Here is a 17,344-nt window from a genome sequence, read left to right as displayed (position 1 = left end):
AATACCATTTTTCTGTGAAGCTACATAGAATGTATCCTCATAAATCCATTTATAAATTCAAGATTTCTGCTCGAAAACAATTTCTTCATAGAATTTCTCGATCGCCAAACTCAACCCAATACCTTTAAGCTCAACGCGATCGCCCGCTCGATAGCTCAGAATCAACCAATCCCCCGCATCATTTCTGTGATAAATATCGATCGCCATCTCATCAGAACTCACTAAAACATAATCAATTAAATTCGGGTTGCGGCGATATTTTTCAAACTTCTTGCCGCGATCGTAAGCCTCGGTACTATCCGATAAAACCTCAACAATCAAACAGGGATAGGTAATATATTGAGGACTAGAATTATCTCGCCGATCGCAAGTGACACTCAGATCGGGATAGGTATAGTTGCGAGTATTGAGAATATTAACCTTTAAATCCGAATTAAAAACTCTACATTGATTTCCTCGCAAGTGAGATCTAATCGATAATAAGAAATTAATAGCGATCGCACTATGATTTTGCGTACCCCCACTCATCGCATATACGCGACCATCGATTAGCTCATGTTTTTCTAATTGTTGCTCCTCCCAAGCAAAATACTCTTCAGGTGTAAAGTACCGCTCCTGCTTTCTACCTGCAATCATAACAATCTCCTAATTTAATCGCTCTATCAATTTTAAGCTGTTGTTTCTGGGGTGAGGTCGAGGTTGCGATAGACTTGTTCGATCGCAAAACTGAGATTGATGCTTTTTAGTTCTATAGTATCACCTTCTTTGTAGTTAATGATGAGCCATTCACCAGCATCATTTTTGTGATACAAATCCATTTCGATACTGGTGGAACTAACCAATAGGTAATCTTGTAAGACAGGGTTGTTACGGTACATTCTAAATTTGCCACCGCGATCGTATCCCTCAGTGCTGGGAGAGAGAACTTCCACGATTAAGCAGGGGTAAGTAATGTATTGGGTTGTGGTTTTATCGCGATCGTCGCAGGTGACACTTGCATCAGGATAGGTGTAGTTAGTTGTTTCGACAATATTAATCCTGATGTCAGAATTGCCCGTTATACAACCACTATTTTCTAAATGATGATCAAACATGGCAGTAAGTTTGATGGCAAGGCGACCATGATTGACGCTACCGCCGCTCATGGCGTAGACTTGACCGTCGATATACTCATGCTTTTCTAGCTGCTTTTCTTCCCAAGCAAAGTATTTTTCTGGGGTTATTTGAGGAAAGTTTTCTTTTCCGGCAATCATTGTTTTAGGTAATGAGTGGTAGGTAATAGGTAATGGAGTTTATTTATATTCCCTATTTTAGTCTCACACAAACATTTTTTGCAGAAAGCCTTTTTAGAATAATTTGAACAGTTTTTAAAGAGGGATGCGATCGCGAACATCCCGCAAAGCACCAAAGTTTTATTCTTCCACGCGATAGCCCAATTCTGCTAAACGAGTGCGCGACTGCCGCCACTTCGGCTGCACCTTGACAAATAACTCCAAATACACTTTGCCTTCAATTAACTTTTGAATCTGTTCCCGGGCCGCACTGCCGATCGACTTCAGCATACTGCCGCTCTTACCGATTAAAATACCTTTTTGGGAATCCCGTTCGACGTGAATTGTCGCCAGAATTCGCGTAATTTTGGCTTCTTCTTGAACAATGTCGATCGCGATTGCTACAGAATGCGGCACTTCTTCCCGCGTCAGCAGCAAAATCTGTTCCCGAATCAATTCGCCCATAATAAAGCGTTCCGGCTGGTCAGTCACCAAATCGGGCGGATAATAATAAGGCCCAACCTCCAGATGTTCGATTAACAATTGTTGTAGCGGTTCGACGCCCTCGCCCGTGAGAGCGGAAAACTTGACGACTGGCCACTCAGGATTGACAATTTGCTCGTAAGTGCGATCGATCAACACGGAATCCTCCGGTTGTTCGTCCAACTTATTCATCCCCAAAATCACCGGAATTTTGCAATTGCTGAGAATTTCGATGATATATCGATCGCCCCCTCCCGATTCCACCGAACCATCCACCACAAACAGCACCACATCCACAGACTGAATCGCGGTGCGCGCATTCTGCACCAAAACCTTACCCAATTGGTGGTGTGGCTTGTGAATTCCGGGAGTATCGACAAAAATAATTTGTGCTTCAGGCGTTGTCAGGATGCCCCGCAGCCTGTTGCGCGTCGTCTGAGACACCGGCGAAGTAATCGCAATTTTCTGCCCCACCAACTGATTCATCAGCGTGGATTTGCCGACATTCGGCCGCCCGATAATACCCACAAAGCCCGATTTGTAACCCGCAGGAGCCGCGGGAACACCCATGATTTCCGATAAGTCTATAATCTTGCTATCTTCCACTAAATTCACCTATTTTCAAGCCCCTTCTCTGCCTATTGTCGCTTGAAAACACTCAAACGCCCATCGATGCACTGTAGCATCTTTCTCGTCCTGGTATAGCGCGTAACACTCAAAGGGCGATCGAGCTGCTGGGACAGTGTTAAGATGTGATGTGCGATCGGCAAAACTTGATATCTGAGACAAAATTTGATAAGGTTCCCATAACATCGATCTAAAATGAATCATTCTGGTCAAATCGAGTCTCCCATACTGTAACAACTTCAGATGTGTAAATGTCTTACTCAACTGAAACCGTTCTACAGTTTGTCAGGCAAACCAGTTTTCACATTTTTGAGGATGTATATTAATAAATTAGGTGGGTCAAACTTCAGATAAAAAGCTCATTAGCATCATATTTTTGATAAATATAAGCTAATGTTTTTGGAGCCTATCTAATTAGTGCTAATCGTCATACAGTTGAGGAGATGAATCGGATGAAATCGAAATTATTTTGGAGTTGCTGCACCGTCTTGGTAGCAAGCTTGCCTATTCCAGCCTTCGCTCAAACAGCCCCCGAAGCAAGTATTGACTACAAGGGTGGCTCGATGAACTACCAGATAGTACCTGGCAAAATACCTGACAGAACTTTGCCCAAAAACTTTGACTTTCCAATTATTACGAATGTTGCTACAGACACTAGCATCACCACGGATCACATAATTACCGATCAGTTTCGCGCACCAGCGACTCGTACAGAATACACCAGCGCTCTCACCGCCTGGTCTGAATCAATCAAAGAATGTCTGGGTAAACAGCCCCGCTTGATTCGAGCCAGCACCAAAAACCCGATTATGATTAATGGCAGAGTAGGCACCATTGTCAGAAACGCCAATAACCGTGCTGTTTGCAAATAAGCGAATAAGTTCCGCTGTCTGAAGACAAAAACTAGAGAGTGTTTTTGCACAAGACAAAAAGAGCAATAGGTTTTCTACTGCTCTTTTTGTTGTCAAAATTTTAATTAATTGGTTTGTAGTGAAAACTCTAGTCCTGCTTAATCCTTGAGGACTGAAGTCTTCACTACAAACGAGATAATTCCGAAAAGACCTGGTTTTTTCCAAAAATATGCTTTGAAGCCTGAAAGATATGGATTTCCACACTTTAATTTTTGATTAAGTAGCGCAAAATTCATTCGTATTCAGCAAAATTTCCCCATGATCGGGAATCCAAGCTAGCCACTTGTCCTCGGAGTGCTGACACAACAGCCGCGCTTCGTCAAAACTAAATGCTGTTGGGGGATTGAACAATCTTACCCACAGGTCAGGAGCCAATTTTGGTGCAGGTACGGCGCAGCCGAATCTTTCCCGATCGCGATCGCTCGTGATGCCGGCTGGCGGTTGCCAAGTACGAATATCTGTTTGCAGTTGCATAATTACTCCTGTCTGTTGAGCTAAGAGTCTGCACTCCTTGCGGGGTTTTAACAACCCAGAGCTGCAGATAAATTTTGATTATGTAGTCTATGTTACTGAATTATCAGGGTGAACGTGTAGTTTGTTGCAAAAATTTACAATGGAGATGGGAAAAGTGGCTCTAAGGTCGATCGGGTATTTGGGCGATCGACAGCGATCGACTACCATAGCCAACAACATCTAATTTATAGCAACCATAGCCAACGCTTAGGATATTCTTAATTATTTTTTGCCTGTGCCCTATTCCTTCTGCCTTCTGCCTTCTGCCTGATGACGTTGGACGGAAAGCTCGGGGGGACAGCACTAACAACTAATAACTAATAACTAATAACCAATAACTAATAACTAATAACTAATAACCAATAACTAATCACCAATAACTAATAACTAATAAGTAACAACATGAACCCAACCCAAGAATACCACTGGAAAACCCTAGATCGTTTTGTAGAAATCAACTCTCACTGGGTAAAGCTAATCGCCGAACATCTCGAAACTGCCGAAGGGAAAATAGTAGAATATTGGCGAGTAGAAAGAGCAGATTCAGTTGTAATTTTGACGGTTCAAGCTGACAAATTTTTGTTTCCCTCACCGATGTATCGCCCCGGCGTAGCATCCGCAACCCTCGATTTTCCCGGCGGTCGCGTACCAGAAGCAGTAACGCCAGCAGCGGCAGTTCCAGCTATAATCAAAAAAGAACTAGGCGTGACAGAAAGTGCGATCGCCCGCATCCAACCCCTCAACACCACAGGCTGGGCCATCAACAGTTCATTCTCCAATCAAAAACTCTACGGTTTTGTGGCAGAATTGCACCCGACAGCCACAGTCAACCCCGAACTTCTCGGCGCTGCATATCCTGTCACCCCCGACGGCATTCGAGACTTGCTCAAAAAATTAACTTGCCTCCAATGTCGAGCCTTGTTGCTAGAATGGCAAAACCACAACAATTTTAGATTGTAGATTTTGGATTTTAGATTTTAAATTGTTCCGCGACGCTAGCCGATTGACGATTTATTATAACCAACATCACCGAAACTAATTATGCCTCTCAATAATGAAGTTGCTGTCGAATGCCTCGACGTGACATATCGCCTCAACCGCAGGCATTTAGTAGACAAACTCAATTTCAAAGTGCTGCAAGGAGAAGTTTTAGTATTGCTGGGACGCAGCGGAAGTGGCAAAACTACTACCATGAAATTGATTAACAATTTACTCGCACCAACTAGCGGTGAAGTGCTTGTCATGGGAAAACCGACAACTGAATGGAACCCCATTCAATTGCGGCGAAAAATTGGTTATGTGATTCAAGAAATTGGTTTGTTTCCCCATTTTACCGTCGAGCAAAATGTCGGTTTAGTCCCGAAATTGGAAGGTTGGGAGCGATCGCGCATTCAATCTCGCGTCCGCCAACTGTTAGAATTAGTCAACCTCGATCCGCAGCACTTCGCCAAACGTTATCCCCATCAGTTATCTGGCGGACAGCGGCAGCGCGTGGGTGTCGCCAGAGCACTGGCGGCAGACCCTCCGATGCTGTTAATGGACGAACCGTTTGGTGCTTTAGACCCGATTACTCGCCTGGAATTGCAGCGGGAATTCGGTCAATTGCAGCAGCAACTGGGCAAAACTGTGATTTTTGTAACTCACGGCATTCAAGAAGCTTTTTTGTTAGCTTCTAAAATTGGTTTGATGCAGGATGGACGATTGGTTGAATTGGGTTCACCGGATGATTTTTTAAAATCTCAGCATCCAGAAGCTCAGGCATTTCTTGAATGTTTGCAAGTAGCTAGATTTGAATGATTTTAGCAAAAATTCGATAATATAGTTTTAGTAACTAAGCTGATAATCAAACAATGCACAGTCTTTACGAGACAGACTTCTATGCTTGGACGCAAGAACAAGCCAAGTTACTTCGCAAGTGTCAGTGGAGTGAACTTGACTTGCCCAATTTAATTGAGGAGATTGAATCTTTGGGCAAACAGGAACGTCAAGAACTTAGAAATCGTTTGAGCATTTTGCTGGGACATTTGCTGAAGTGGCAATATCAGCCCCAGCAGCGCAGTCGTAGCTGGCTGTCTACAATTCGAGTGCAGCGGCGGGACACTCAGAGACTGATACAGGATAACCCAAGTCTGAAACCTTACTTGCAAGAAGCTTTCCAAGAAGCTTATCAAAACGGTAGAGATTTGGCAGTAGGAGAAACCGATCTACCTCTTAAAACATTTCCTCCAAACTGCTTTTACAGCTTAGAGGAAATTCTGGACTTTCGCTTCTATCCTGGTGAAGAAAGTCCTGAAATGGAAAATGATTTATAAGATTGATAGCAATCAGCAATAACCAATAACCCGATGATAGAATTTTTAAATCGGTACGGTGCGGAGATAATTCAGCGCGTACTCGAACACTTATATTTAGTAACTGTGGCAATTTCGATCGCAATTATTGTCGGGATTCCCCTCGGTATTTTAGTAACGAGAAAACCCCAATTGAAAAAGCCGATTTTGGGATTTGCAAATATTATGCAAACAATTCCCAGTTTAGCTTTGTTTGGCTTGCTCATTCCGATGCCCGTTGTGGGAGGAATAGGCGATCGCACCGCAATCATCGCCCTCACACTTTATTCCCTACTGCCCATTATCCGCAACACTTATACCGGGATTGTCGGCGTCGATCCGGCGATTGTGGCAGCGGGAACGGGCATGGGAATGACGGATATGCAACTGTTGTGGCAAGTAGAACTTCCCCTAGCGCTGGGCGTAATTTTGGCGGGAGTACGAGTTGCTGCGGTAATTGCGATCGGGCTAGCAACGATCGCCGCTGCAATTGGTGCCGGCGGCTTGGGCGTGTTTATTTTTCGCGGCGTTGCTACAGTCAACAATCAGTTACTTTTAGCTGGGGCAATTCCGTCAGCTTTAATGGCATTAGCAGCAGATTTTGGGCTGGGTTTAGTAGAAGGACACCTCTCTAAAAGTACATTAAAAAGTATTAATGAAGACTGAAGTCCGAACGATCAAATCGTCAGTTGTGTGATTTTCTGCGAACCAGAAGCATTCGGAGGATTCGCGATCATATTACGGATTTCATTTGAACGTTCAAGGTATTCTCGATTGCATAAAACAGCTTCGCTTCCCTCCAGGGAAATAGGACTAGCCAAATCTATCCAAGAACGGCAACCGCCGTAGGCAGAAATGTACGGAATTTCTAGATTTTGGGCTAACCGATAAGCCCGCAGTAGTAAAATATAAATTGGCTGATTTTGTTTCCATTTCAGGCGATCGCCGACAAATTTTTCATTCCAGATATGGTAAGGAAAAAGCGCCGTAATTGCAGGTTCCCAAGCTACCAAAAAAACATCGGTAATCTCAGCCCAACTGCTAATTTTAATAAATTCTGGATGCCAACCAGATTCTACCGTTTTTACCTGACTCGCAAAATCTGGCTTTAATAAATCAGGCTGTTGGTGTTCAAAAGTTGGATAAAGCAAAACCTGCTTATCACCAACATTAAACTGTCCTGCTTGCTCGCGAATACCCCCCTTTCGCAACAGTACAATCGTTTTGCCCTGTTCCAAAGCATTAACCGCTACATTCCATTCTTTCAGCGCGCGAGTAGTTGATTTCATAGGATTTAGTTTGGTTTTAACCAAAGTAACAAAATCGGTAATTTATAGCAATTATAACAACTTTTTTCTGTTAAAATTAGATAGTTTGAGGGTAAATAGTAAAAATCCAAATTAGGGCTATAGCTATGGAAAAGCGACAATTGGGGACATCGGGAATTCAAATTAGCCCGATAATTATGGGGACTTGGCAAGCTGGGAAGCGGATGTGGGTGGGAATTGAGGATGCCGAAACTATCAAAGCAATGCGCGCCGCTTTTGAGGCCGGTATTACCACCTTTGATACGGCGGAGGTTTACGGAGAAGGACATTCGGAACAAATTATCGGCAAAGCGCTTTCAGATGTGCGATCGCAAGTAGTTTATGCTAGCAAAGTTTTTGCCAACCATCTCAAACCCGATTTGGTAGTCGAGGCGTGCGATCGATCGCTAAAAAACCTCAACACCGATTATATCGACCTTTACCAAATCCACTGGCCCGCCGGGACTTGGAATTCCGAATTAGTGCCCATTGCAGAAACAATGGACGCGCTGAACAAATTAAAAGAACAGGGGAAGATTCGGGCGATCGGCGTTTCCAACTTCTCCAGCGCCCAAATAGCAGAAGCCGCCCAATACGGACGCATCGACAGCTTGCAACCGCCCTATTCTCTGTTTTGGCGCTGGGTAGAAAAAGAGGCAATGTCCTACTGTGTAGAAAATAATATCTCAATCGTTGCCTACTCATCTCTAGCTCAAGGAATATTAACAGGTAAATTCGGGCCGGAACACAAATTTGAAGAAGGCGATCACCGCGCCAAAAGCAAGCTGTTTATCAAAGAAAATTACGCCAGAGTCCAAACAGCATTAAATCAACTCAGGCCAATTGCCGATCGCCACCAAACAAGCTTGGGCAATTTAGCATTAGCCTGGTTAATCGCCCAGCCACAAACCAACGCAATTGTTGGCGCGCGCAATGCCGAACAAGCCACCGCTAATGCCAAAGCTGCCGAAGTAAAGCTGAGTCAAGAGGACTTAAAAGAAATTGACGCGATCGGGCGAACCGTCACCGATAGTTTAGATGACAACCCAGTTATGTGGAACTTCTAAAATAGTTGACTTCCAAAGGTTCGTAGTGAGGAATTCAGTCCTTCTTTGCCCAACTTGCATAGAAAGACTCAAGTCCTCACTACAAACAAATTTTATATAGTCGGGCAAGAGGTATAATATTTAAAACTTTGGACAAGAAATCTAAAATCTAAAATCCAAAATCTAAAATCGAATGAGTTATTGCCTAAACCCCAACTGTTCCAAGCCCGAAAACCCGGATACAGCCAAAATTTGCCGAAATTGTCGGTCAAAACTGCTGTTGCGCGACAGATATCGGGCCATAAAGGCGATCGGACAAGGAGGTTTTGGCAGAACATTACTCGCCGTTGACGAAGACAAACCATCAAAACCCCGCTGCGTCATCAAACAATTCTTACCCCCAGAAACCCCACTCATCCCATCAGCCAGCAATCGCAATAGCAAAAAAGCAGCCGAACTTTTTGAACAAGAAGCAATGCGATTAGACGAATTAGGGAAACATCCTCAAATTCCCGAACTCTTAGCATATTCCATCCAAGACAACCGACAATATGTAGTCCAAGAATTTATCGACGGACAAAATCTAGCACAAATTGTAGCAACAGAAGGTACATTTACACAAATTCAAATTCAAGACTTACTCAACAGCTTATTACCCGTACTTCACTTCATCCACTCCCACAACGTTATTCACCGAGATATCAAACCCGAAAACATCATCCGCCGCGCCGATAAACAATTAGTTTTAGTAGATTTTGGTGCAGCAAAAATAGCTACAGGTACAGCCTTACTCAAAACAGGAACTAGCATCGGTAGCCCCGAATACATCGCCCCCGAACAAGCCAGAGGCAAAGCATTTTTCACCAGCGATTTGTACAGTTTAGGCGTAACCTGCCTGTATTTGCTAACTCAAGTTTCTCCCTTTGACCTCTTCGATCCGGGCGAAGATGCCTGGATTTGGCGACAATATTTGGCAAACAACCCGGTGAGTGAAGAAACGGGCAAAATCTTAGACAAAATGATTGAAAATGCTACGAACCATCGCTATCAAACGGCTGTTGAAGTCTTAACACAACTGAATCCAGAAGCAGCTAGTAAACTCACCATTCCTCAAACAATTACCAAAGCAGTCAAACCTGCCGCCAATCCCAATCCGCCCCCTCAGCCAACTCATAACTGGCAATGTATTCACACCTTAACCGGACACAAAAATTTAATTTCCTCTGTAGCTTTCAGCCCTAACGGAGAAGTTATCGCTAGCGGTAGCGATGACAAAACAATCAAGCTTTGGCAAGTACAAGACGGGCAAGAAATAGTAACTCTCGCCGGACACATCAACTCAGTTCATACAGTAGTTTTTAGCCCAGATGGAAAAATACTTGCCAGCAGTAGTCACGATAAAACAATCAAATTTTGGCGGATGAAAGACGGGCAAGAAATCCGCACGCTTGCAGGTCACAGCAACTCAGTTTATGGCTTAGTTTTCAGTCCCGACGGCGAAACTGTGGCTAGCAGCAGTTGGGACAAAACAATTAAGCTTTGGCGCGTGAAAGACGGGCAAGAAATCCGCACATTTAGCGGTCACAGTAACTTAGTTTACTGCGTCGCCTTCAGTCCTGACGGAGAAACTCTGGCTAGCAGCAGTTGGGACAGAACTATTAAGATTTGGCGAGTCAAAGATGGCAAGCTAATTCGCACGCTGACTGGTCATACAGACTGCGTGCGTTGTGTAGCTTTTAGTCCCAACGGAGAGTTTCTGGCGAGTGGCAGTCACGACAATACTATCAAAATTTGGTGGGTCAAAGATTGGCAAGAAATTTTAACAATTGCAGGTCATTCTTGGTATGTAGATTCGATCGCGTTTAGTCCCGATGGCGAAGTAATTGCCAGCAGTAGCAATCAAATTATCAAGATTTGGCGGGTAAAAAATGGTCAAGAACTTTGTAATATTTTAGGTCATACAAATTCTGTTTATTCCGTAAATTTTACCCCGGAAGGAGAGTTTTTGGCTAGCGGCAGCAGTGACAAAACTATCAAAATTTGGCAGAATATTATTTCGGTTTAATTAGCCTTCATAAAACAGGTTCGTAGTAAGGACTTTAGTCCTTCTTCATCGCAATAACCTTTCCTAGAGGACTGAAGTCCTCACTACAAACCTAAGACAGAGGAATGATTCAAGAGTTTTCTCTCTCAACTTTTCGTCGCAACTCCCGAATTATTGTACTTGTATGGCGATCGCGCGACATTTGCCAGCATTCCTCCACAATTTCTGATACATTAAAATTGGGAAAATAACGGCTAACTGAACTTTCGACATATCGCTCGTTTTGCAAGTCGTAAATTCTGAGCTTATTTTTCTTAAACAGCCACACTTCCGGCACTTGATAAGGCAAGTAATCATCCAAATTAGTGTAGCTAGTGACATCCACTTCAATTACTAGATCGGGTGGCGGTTCAACACCCCAAGCAATCCGATCTTTACCCAGAATGGCGGCGCAATTATCGATATAAAAACAATAATCTGGTTCAATCCCTCTTACCTCCGGCAAATCCATCGTAATTGGCGTAAACGCTTCATAATCTCTGCCCAAGTAATCTAGTAGAACTATTGCCACAATTGCGATAATATGAGCTTGTTTTCCGTGTACGGGTAAAGGGGACATTAATAAAATCTCTCCTGGTCGATATTTGATGCGCGGAATCTGACGATCGCCCAATTGTTCTACAAGTGCTTGGTAATCCTGCCAACTACCGGGAAATTTTATCAGTGTTCCTGGTGGCAAATGAATCTTTTCTGGGGTGACGACTGCGAACATAAAACTTATACCTCCTGACTGAATTATATGTGTTTCAACCCACAGTCGCCACTGTTTCAGATAAAGGGTTTGAGACTACAAATAAACTCATTCTTTTCAATCTACCTGTTTCACCGCCTCCAAGGCTAGTCCTAGCACCCCTGCAATTTGCTCATCCTTCAAGCCCAACTCCCGTAATTTACCAACCATTTCAATTTTACCTTGATTCGCGCCGTCATGGTAGTCGGGAGTCGCAGGCTGACTTTTATCTGGCGTAGGAGTGAGTAGTTCTGAGCACCCATTGATATAGTTAATTGTGTGGCTATTACCAGAATTAGTAGTGCGATCGACCAAATGGATCTTCAGATTTAATTGCCGTTCTAAAACAGATTCCAGATTACCTTTATCAACTGGTTCACCAAAAACATTAGATAACATTTGTAAAAGCTTATAACCTACATCCTTAGCATGACCAGCCGTACAGCCATAAGTATCTGCAATATAATAATACTTTTGTCGCTTAAGTATTCCCTCTATAATTTTACGCTGCAAGTCATTTAGACGTTTGCCTGTCTTCGCGCTGAGCACTTCATCTACAAATTGCAATATATGGGCAGTGTCCATCAGTAGGGTTGTCAGAGAACTACGGTTAGTATAGCCGACTTTTTCCGTCTTTTTCCGCCTTTTTCCGCCTTGCATCCACATTTTATAAAGACCCGTCTTTTTCCGTCTTTTTTCTCTTTTCAGTTTTGGGCTATCGATATATGATACTCAAAAGTATAAAATTAGCTTCGCAAGAAAAACATTAATTGTCTGTAGGGATTGTCTTTTTGAGATAGTCACGGCGATTTAGACTAGATTTTTATATATAAAAAAACTAAAATGAAAAAACTAAGTTTATGGGCGCAAAAACTCAGCCTAATTTTGGGAGGAATTATGGCTGGTGTTTTTATGGGAGAATTAGCTCTGCATCTGGGGGGAATTAAAGGTATAGAAAAACCAAGCGATCTTGCTTCTTTTGCAAGTTACACACTAGACGATCCCGCTGGTTGGTCATTGAAACCGGGTGCGTCTTTCGAGTGGCAGGGGGAAGGCGATCGCTCCTTAATTCGCGCAAATAAAGATGGTTTGCGCGATCGCGAACATACTAAAGAAAAACCACCAAAAACTTTTCGGATCGCAGTGTTGGGAGATTCCTTTGCTGAATCTTTACAAGTACCGATGGAAAATACTTTTTGGTGGAAAATGAGAAAGCAACTCAATAAACAATGTACTGCTTTAGGCGATCGCAAAGTAGAGGTAATTAATTTTGGCGTTCAGGGCTATGGGACGGATCAAGAACTAATCACTCTGCGCCATAAAGTCTGGCAATATTCTCCAGATTTAGTGCTCTTAGCTTTTCTTCCTGGCAACGATATCATTAATAATTCAAAAAAACTTGAATTTTCTCAACGTAAGCCATTTTTCGTATATAAAAATGGCGAATTAGTTCTAGATAATTCAGGGCTGAACATTTCACAAAGACAACATAACTATTTAGAATTTTCATTTGTTGATTATCTTCCGACTTCGTTGGTCAATAATTCACGCATTTTGCGGTTAGTCAGACAAATTGATTTAAATAATAAGAAACGTCTAGTTGAGACGATAGACAGAAAGCGCTCAGGTCATAACTTTCAAGAACCTATCGATCCAGTATGGAAAGAGGCTTGGCAAGTAACAGAAGGATTAATTACACTAATGAATCGGGAAGTCAAGACCCAAAAAGCAGATTTTATGATTTTGATTGTCAGTTCGGGAGTTCAAGTCAATCCTGAGCCTATGATGCGTCAAAGCTATGTGAAACGATTTAGGATTAACGACTTGTATTATCCTAATCAGAGGATCAAAGCCCTTGGCGATCGCCTCAATATTACGACATTGGATACAGTCCCGCGATTGCGAGAGTATGCAGAAAAAAATAAAACTTGCGTACATGGCTTTCCCAATGCTATGCGCTGTGACGGTCATTGGAATAGTCAAGGTCATGAACAGGTTGCTCAACTTATGGCACAAAACTTATGCGATCGGTTCAAAGCAGAAGGTAAGAATTCCACCAACAATAACGCCCTAGTCAAGCAAAAGTAATATGATTCTTCTCACCTAAATAATAAAATTCTTAATAATTGTAGATCATTGATATAGCCATTGATGAGGATGGGGCAAAATCGTAATACTATCTGTTTTTAAACAGAAGTGCGATCGCCCTTTCTCAACTTCTTCAACAACTCCGGTGTCACCAACCCTTGCGGAAAAAATATCGTCCCTACGACAATCAGCAACCCAAAAATAATTAACCGTCCATCCCGCAGAAATTGCGCCAGCCAAACCGGCAATCCTTGAATAGTAGCCATCCCCCTCAAAACCTCCGGCAAAGCAGTAAAAATCATCCCACCCAAAACCGACCCGACAAAAGTTCTACTACCACCAATCAACACAAAAGTTAAGTAAATAATACTAGCATCAAAAGTACCTTGACGGGCGTTCCAAGTATTGAGGAAATGCGCGCTAACCGCACCGACAACCCCTGCTAAAATAGCGCCCAATGTAAAAGCCAGAACCTTATAAAAAGTCGGGTTAATGCCGATCGCATCAGCCGCCAACTCATCAGCCCGAATCGCCGCAAAAGCCCGTCCCACCCGGATGCGTTCCAGTCGGTACAGAATCGCCATACTTACCAGCAGCAAAGGCAGTACAATCCATAAATACTCGATCGACGTTGCAAACGGTTGCGGAATTCCAAAAATCCCCACAGCCCCGCCAGTAATATCCAGATTCAGGGATAAAACCCGCAGAATTTCCACAAAAGCAATAGTGGCGAGCGCCAAATAAATCCCCCTCAACCGCAACGCCGGAATACCCACCAAAATACCCAGCAACCCCGAAACAGCCCCTGCAATTATCATCTCCAATAACAGCAACGGCAGCGGAAATAAGCCACCCGTCGTTTGAAACACCGTCGTAGACAAAATCGCCGCAATATACCCGCCCAAAGCATAAAAACCGGGGCTAGCCAGAGACAACTGCCCACTCATCAAAGGCAAATATAACGACAATCCCAACATTGCACCCAGCAACATCAAGACAATCAGAAACCCGTAAGTAGTAAAAAATACAGCCATGATTTTATTTTAAATAATAAACATACTTAAATACCAACTTTATCTCCAATGTAGTCCTATCATAATCATTTATTTCTCTCTTCTCTTTCTCTGCGTTCTCTGCGTGCTCTGCGGTTAAATCATTCCGATCTAATTAGTTTCTGTAGGGGCAATCCCCCGTGGTTGCCCCAATTTTAATCGCCGCATCATCTTACACCTTTTCAATCAAACGCCGCCCAAACAAACCCTGCGGCCTAACCAACAACATCACAAACAAGATCGCAAAAGCCACAGCATCCTTATAAGCCGAAAAATCACCAGGAACAAAAGCCTCCACCAAACCAATTATAAACCCACCAAAAACAGCCCCAGGAATACTCCCCAAGCCGCCAAGCACAATCACAGCCAAACCCTTCAAACCAAAAGCAATTCCAAAATATGGCCCAGCAATACTCACACTAGAACCCACCAAACCCCCCGCCAAACCAGCTAGAAAACTGCTCACAAAAAACGTCAAAACAATATATCTATCAGTATTAATCCCTAACAAACTAGAAGTAGTCGCATCTTCTGCCACCGCCTGCATTGCTTTACCAAATTTGGTAAAATTTATCAAGTAAGTTAGCAGGCTAACAATCGCCACAGCTACCCCAAAAATCACTATTTGCACAGTGCGAATCGGAATCTGTCTATCCGCCGTACCAAAGTTAATAGCTGCTGGCAAATTACCGTAAGTATTAGCTGGAAAAGTGTAAATTTCCGCCCCTACAAGATATTGAATGATATTGGCGATCGCCACTGCCGCCCCCAAACTAGAAACAACTGTCAGCAAAGGATCTGAGTTTCTGCGGCGTAAAGGCAAAAAAGCAACTCTTTCCAGAATTACTCCCACCAAACCAGCCAGCGTACTACCCAAAATTAGCGCCACAGCAAAAGGCAATTGTACGGGAATTCTCGCATTAGCTAACAACCCGTTAAAACCGAAAGCGCCCCCCATCAGCGTATAGGTGAAATAAGCACCCACAGTAAAGACTGCACCGTGAGCAAAATTAATAATTCCTAGAATAGAAAACACCAGTGTGTATCCCAGTGCAAAAATAGCATACACGCTGCCGATCGACAAACCATTCAAAAATTGTTGCAGAAACAGAGTTAAATCCATCGCCCGTCACGAATTACGCATCAATATTAAATCCAGTAGCATTGGAATTATATAGTGCGAGCGTCCCCGAAGAGCGATCGACTTCGCTTGGGGGGGACGATCGCACTATCAATGATTAAAATATATAATTCCGATGCTATCGGAAACGATATCAATATTAAATCATTCACCGATAGACAAACTAAAAATCTTCCTTCTATCCGTTACATCCGTTGCCGAACTTCCCTGTTGATTCATTTCAAAAACTCAAATCTACCATTATTTCCATCCGCCTCCATTTTAATCCGTGCCACATAAAAATCTTTCTGATTGATTTCACCTTCCGGCGTAAAAGAAATTTCCCCTAAAGGCGTATTGTACTTACCCATCAACAACTGCTGATTCAGCTTTGTCCGCAATTGGGCTAAAGGCGTTTCACTAATCTTAGACTGAGCATTAATTGCCTTTAATGACTCAACAAAAACTTGTACCCCAGTAAAAGCTTGAGCGCTAAACTGAGGCGGTTCTTTCTTAAATTGGGCGCGATAAGCGTCGCGGAAAGCCTTATTAACTTCATTCTGATATTCCGGGCTGTATGCTTGGGCAATCAAAACCCCATCGCAAAGAGCCTTGCAAACGGTAAATACGTTGGAAGTATTCAGACCGTTGCCCCCAATAATAACGCCTTTGTAGCCCAACTCCCGCAACTGCTTAATTAAATTGCCTCCATCTGCCGCCAACCCGGAAATAATTATCAAATCGGGCTTGACATTGATCGCATTAGTGGCTTGAGATTGGAAATCTGTATCAGTAGTCAAGAATTTTTGAACTGTTGCCAATTCCAGTCCCATCTCTTTAACTGTTTTCTGGAAAGTTTCAGTCTCAGATTTGCTAAAAGCATCATTCTGAGCAAAAAACACGGCTACTTTCTTGATATTGGGATTTTGCTTGAGGGCGGCTTTAACTGCGTTAGGTGCTACCACGGCGACGGGCGCGGAGACTCTGGCGACATAATCGCCAATCTGGGGAATGCCTTTAGCTGTGTTGGAGGGTGCGAGCACGGGTACTTGGGCGCGATCGGCGATCGGATCTGCACCAAAAGCCTGTTGCGATAGAGTTGGGCCCACAATACCCACCACTTTATCCTGATTGATCAAAGTATTAAAAGCATTGATCGCCCCCTGTTCGTCTCCACCCGTATCTTGTAACACCACTCTAATCGGCGTCCCATCTACACCGCCGCGATCGTTGAAATACTTTTCAGCAATTTTCGCCCCTGCCACCTGTTCCTGGCCAAGTAAGGCGACATTGCTGGTTTGCGCCACCCCAACTCCAACGAGAATAGCGGCTGAGTTCGCCGCACCCGCACCCTGTGGCGAAGTTGCTGGAGATGGCGAAGTAGCTGTAGATACTGTTGTGGAGGTCTGAGGAGTGTTGGTCTGACTGCAACCAATCAGCAGTGAAGCGCAGGTAACGAATAAGGCACTAGGACGAGTAGTAGGGTTTTTCATGGGCGATCGAACATATATATATAGAACATCTGTCTGTACAGATATTCTACCCATTGGCGGAAGAGTCCCCTGAAAAAACCTTACTAATACCGATCAAAAGAAGCGATATCCCGAGAACCAGAGCCCGGTAATAGTAGAATTGATTTGACTCAGCAGTGGAAAGACCTGCTGCGTATAGCCTTGAAGATTAGCAAAAAACTTTGCAAAAAAGCTTGACAACTCAGGGGAGAGTTGATATATTAATAAAGCGCCAAAGAGAAGGCGGTTCA

The 17,344-nt window shown here is 43.4% G+C and carries 18 protein-coding genes; 8 read left to right on the top strand and 10 right to left on the bottom strand.

Features of this window, described 5'->3' with window-relative positions:
- Positions 1–57: 57 nt before the first annotated feature.
- The 3 genes from QUA01_RS23745 to era all read right to left on the bottom strand — a co-directional run bounded on the left by QUA01_RS23745 (position 58) and on the right by era (position 2,324).
- Entirely contained in the window at positions 58–636 is a 579-nt protein-coding gene (locus QUA01_RS23745) for a Uma2 family endonuclease (protein ID WP_333092910.1), read from the bottom strand.
- 32 nt (positions 637–668) lie between these two features.
- Positions 669–1,253, bottom strand: coding sequence for a Uma2 family endonuclease (locus QUA01_RS23740; RefSeq protein ID WP_333092909.1), 585 nt, complete (start codon positions 1,251–1,253; stop codon positions 669–671).
- 159 nt (positions 1,254–1,412) lie between these two features.
- Positions 1,413–2,324, bottom strand: coding sequence for a GTPase Era (gene era, locus QUA01_RS23735; RefSeq protein ID WP_228042427.1), 912 nt, complete (start codon positions 2,322–2,324; stop codon positions 1,413–1,415).
- Between the two features lie 509 nt (positions 2,325–2,833).
- Between era and QUA01_RS23730 the strand changes: the two genes are divergently transcribed.
- On the top strand, positions 2,834–3,253 hold the full coding sequence (locus QUA01_RS23730) for a hypothetical protein (RefSeq protein ID WP_333092908.1): 420 nt from the start codon (positions 2,834–2,836) through the stop codon (positions 3,251–3,253).
- 255 nt (positions 3,254–3,508) lie between these two features.
- Here QUA01_RS23730 and QUA01_RS23725 read toward each other — a convergent pair whose 3' ends face one another.
- Complete coding sequence (locus QUA01_RS23725; RefSeq protein WP_333092907.1) at positions 3,509–3,766, bottom strand: hypothetical protein; 258 nt, start codon at positions 3,764–3,766, stop codon at positions 3,509–3,511.
- Between the two features lie 441 nt (positions 3,767–4,207).
- Here QUA01_RS23725 and QUA01_RS23720 point away from each other — a divergent pair, with 441 nt between their 5' ends.
- From QUA01_RS23720 to QUA01_RS23705, 4 genes are all read left to right on the top strand, one after another.
- Positions 4,208–4,765 (top strand): NUDIX hydrolase, encoded by a 558-nt coding sequence (locus QUA01_RS23720; protein WP_333092906.1) that lies wholly within the window; start codon positions 4,208–4,210, stop codon positions 4,763–4,765.
- Positions 4,766–4,846: 81 nt separating this feature from the next.
- Positions 4,847–5,602, top strand: coding sequence for an ATP-binding cassette domain-containing protein (locus QUA01_RS23715; RefSeq protein ID WP_333092905.1), 756 nt, complete (start codon positions 4,847–4,849; stop codon positions 5,600–5,602).
- A gap of 53 nt (positions 5,603–5,655) precedes the next feature.
- Positions 5,656–6,117: a DUF29 domain-containing protein gene (locus QUA01_RS23710; protein ID WP_194009938.1), complete on the top strand. Its 462-nt coding sequence runs from the start codon at positions 5,656–5,658 to the stop codon at positions 6,115–6,117.
- A gap of 33 nt (positions 6,118–6,150) precedes the next feature.
- Entirely contained in the window at positions 6,151–6,801 is a 651-nt protein-coding gene (locus tag QUA01_RS23705; RefSeq protein ID WP_333092904.1) for an ABC transporter permease, read from the top strand.
- 11 nt (positions 6,802–6,812) lie between these two features.
- Here the strand turns inward: QUA01_RS23705 and QUA01_RS23700 are convergent, their stop codons facing one another.
- Positions 6,813–7,424, bottom strand: coding sequence for a DUF1802 family protein (locus QUA01_RS23700; RefSeq protein ID WP_333092902.1), 612 nt, complete (start codon positions 7,422–7,424; stop codon positions 6,813–6,815).
- A gap of 125 nt (positions 7,425–7,549) precedes the next feature.
- On the opposite strand from QUA01_RS23700, the gene QUA01_RS23695 reads away from it, so the two are divergent.
- Together QUA01_RS23695 and QUA01_RS23690 are read left to right on the top strand one after the other, a co-directional pair.
- On the top strand, positions 7,550–8,509 hold the full coding sequence (locus tag QUA01_RS23695) for an aldo/keto reductase (RefSeq protein ID WP_333092901.1): 960 nt from the start codon (positions 7,550–7,552) through the stop codon (positions 8,507–8,509).
- A 172-nt stretch (positions 8,510–8,681) separates the two neighbouring features.
- A complete protein-coding gene (locus tag QUA01_RS23690) occupies positions 8,682–10,553 on the top strand; it encodes a serine/threonine-protein kinase (RefSeq protein ID WP_333092900.1) in 1,872 nt (623 codons plus the stop codon).
- Positions 10,554–10,662: 109 nt separating this feature from the next.
- On the opposite strand, the gene QUA01_RS23685 is transcribed toward QUA01_RS23690, so the two are convergent.
- Both QUA01_RS23685 and QUA01_RS23680 read right to left on the bottom strand, forming a co-directional pair.
- Positions 10,663–11,304, bottom strand: a complete 642-nt coding sequence (locus QUA01_RS23685) for a Uma2 family endonuclease (protein ID WP_333092899.1) — start codon at positions 11,302–11,304, stop codon at positions 10,663–10,665.
- Between the two features lie 96 nt (positions 11,305–11,400).
- Entirely contained in the window at positions 11,401–11,907 is a 507-nt protein-coding gene (locus QUA01_RS23680) for a hypothetical protein (RefSeq protein ID WP_333118285.1), read from the bottom strand.
- Between the two features lie 258 nt (positions 11,908–12,165).
- Here QUA01_RS23680 and QUA01_RS23675 point away from each other — a divergent pair, with 258 nt between their 5' ends.
- A complete protein-coding gene (locus QUA01_RS23675) occupies positions 12,166–13,410 on the top strand; it encodes an SGNH/GDSL hydrolase family protein (protein ID WP_333092897.1) in 1,245 nt (414 codons plus the stop codon).
- A gap of 98 nt (positions 13,411–13,508) precedes the next feature.
- On the opposite strand, the gene QUA01_RS23670 is transcribed toward QUA01_RS23675, so the two are convergent.
- From QUA01_RS23670 to QUA01_RS23660, 3 genes are all read right to left on the bottom strand, one after another.
- Positions 13,509–14,444 carry a branched-chain amino acid ABC transporter permease gene (locus QUA01_RS23670; protein WP_333092896.1) on the bottom strand — a complete coding sequence of 312 codons (936 nt, stop codon included), beginning with the start codon at positions 14,442–14,444 and terminating at the stop codon, positions 13,509–13,511.
- 190 nt (positions 14,445–14,634) lie between these two features.
- Positions 14,635–15,585: a branched-chain amino acid ABC transporter permease gene (locus QUA01_RS23665; RefSeq protein ID WP_333092895.1), complete on the bottom strand. Its 951-nt coding sequence runs from the start codon at positions 15,583–15,585 to the stop codon at positions 14,635–14,637.
- A gap of 233 nt (positions 15,586–15,818) precedes the next feature.
- Positions 15,819–17,075: an ABC transporter substrate-binding protein gene (locus tag QUA01_RS23660; protein ID WP_333092894.1), complete on the bottom strand. Its 1,257-nt coding sequence runs from the start codon at positions 17,073–17,075 to the stop codon at positions 15,819–15,821.
- Between the last annotated feature and the right edge of the window lie 269 nt (positions 17,076–17,344).

Source organism: Microcoleus sp. S36a_B3 (assembly GCF_036700745.1).
In the GTDB taxonomy this organism is placed as follows: domain Bacteria; phylum Cyanobacteriota; class Cyanobacteriia; order Cyanobacteriales; family Microcoleaceae; genus Microcoleus.
This window is presented reverse-complemented; position numbering and strand designations above follow the sequence as displayed.